Raw genomic sequence first — 1,438 nt, 5'->3', positions numbered from 1 at the left:
GCTAATGCTATTTACCGTGTTTGTTTATTCCAGAAACAGGCCGTCATTGTCCGGTTCCTGGGTCAGCAGCTGGTGGTACTCTATTTCACGCATCAGTACTTCCTGGTCCAGTGGCTCCAGTACCCGGTTGAGCAATGATGAGGTGGGGTCTTTCTTTTCCAGTTTCACTTCCCGATCTTTCCAGGGCACCACGTTCAGCACGGTAGGAGCTTCCTGGGTGCCGATGACGTTGGTAGACGGTTCGCTGGGGTCATCGGCGGCATGGCTGACAGTGGCCAGCAGCAGTGCAGCAAGGGGCAACAGGCTTCGCATCAGTTTATCTCCCCGGGGTTAAGGGTAGAGCCGTTCTCGGCAACCGGTTGGCTGGGTTGATCCGGCGCACGGCGCTCCAGATCGACAATCCAGTTGGCTACGTTTTCGTCCGGCAGTTTCTGCAGGTTCTGATAGGCACGGAAATGATTCAGGGCCAGGTTCATGTCCTGCAGATAGAGCTCACCGAGTACAGCCAGATTGAAATGGGCGCGGGCATATTTGGGGTCAAGCACCAGCGCGCGCTCATAATGAATACGCGCGCTATCGAACTCGCCTTGCTCGCGCAGGGCCAGGCCAAGCCCGTTGTGGGCGTAGGGATTGGCATCATTGATGGCCAGGGATTGCTCGAAAGCCGCCTGGGCCTTGTCGTAATCCTCCAATTCCATCTGTATCAAGCCAATGTTGAGCTGTGGCCCGGACAGTTGCGGGTAGCGTTGCGCCAGAGACTGGAACATGACCAGTGCCTGTTGGTTGTTGCCCGCCATGCGGGTTTTCAGGGCACGGGCGTATTCGCCCATGGCCTGTTGCGCAATTTTCTCGACTTTCGGGTCGTGGGGCACCGGTGGAATATGCACTGCATCGCTGTTGGCAGCAGCGCCGCCACTTTTCTGCTGTTCATATTTGCTGGTGTTGCCTTCGGCAGTACCGTCCAACCCGCCGCCGCCCTGGGTGGCACAGCCAGCGAATAGCAGCACCAGCAAGAGAGCCGCGCCGCGTGTTGCGTATTGCGTGCTGCGTGCTGCGTTAATAGATAATGTCGACATAGCTCTCAACCTGTTCAAACTTCGCATAACGGCCGGGAATCAGCTCTGCTAACGCGGTAAAACTCTTTTTTACCCACTGATCATAGATGTCATCGGTGACCAGGTTGGCATTTGCGATAAGAATATCGATGGCCTGATCCTCGTAGGGCAGGGCCTTGTCTTCAAGCAGCATGGTGTATTCCTCAAGCTCAAGCTCATCCATGCCGTTGGGCCGCTCCGACTTGATCAGATCCCTGGCCAGCACGCGATACATCTCGCCAATCTTGTAGTTGGCGGCGGTGGCGTACTCGGCGACGCCGATCTGGGCCACAGCCTGATAATCCGCCAGCGCTTTTTTCATTACTGTGGTTTTTGCAGCCAGC

At 56.3% G+C, this 1,438-nt stretch carries 2 protein-coding genes and 1 pseudogene; all 3 read right to left on the bottom strand.

Annotated elements, in window-relative coordinates; all coding sequences use genetic code 11:
• Positions 1–24: 24 nt before the first annotated feature.
• Positions 25–312 carry a hypothetical protein gene (locus A3730_RS23060; RefSeq protein ID WP_063521609.1) on the bottom strand — a complete coding sequence of 96 codons (288 nt, stop codon included), beginning with the start codon at positions 310–312 and terminating at the stop codon, positions 25–27.
• Positions 312–1,076: a tetratricopeptide repeat protein gene (locus tag A3730_RS23055; protein ID WP_231880783.1), complete on the bottom strand. Its 765-nt coding sequence runs from the start codon at positions 1,074–1,076 to the stop codon at positions 312–314. The genes A3730_RS23060 and A3730_RS23055 overlap by 1 nt, the downstream gene beginning before the upstream one ends.
• Positions 1,057–1,438 (bottom strand): annotated as a pseudogene (locus tag A3730_RS23050) (hypothetical protein); the annotation flags it as partial. The pseudogene A3730_RS23050 and the gene A3730_RS23055, both read right to left, overlap by 20 nt.

The organism is Alcanivorax sp. HI0044 (genome assembly GCF_001634945.1).
The sequence above is the reverse complement of the archived record's forward strand: the minus strand, read 5'-3'. Positions and strand labels throughout refer to the sequence as shown.

What these genes read in the sequence shown, in the direction of transcription:
- A3730_RS23060 (WP_063521609.1), bottom strand. Translation starts at nt 312, where the DNA reads ATGCGAAGCCTGTTGCCCCTTGCTGCACTGCTGCTGGCCACTGTCAGC.
- A3730_RS23055 (WP_231880783.1), bottom strand. Translation starts at nt 1,076, where the DNA reads ATGTCGACATTATCTATTAACGCAGCACGCAGCACGCAATACGCAACA.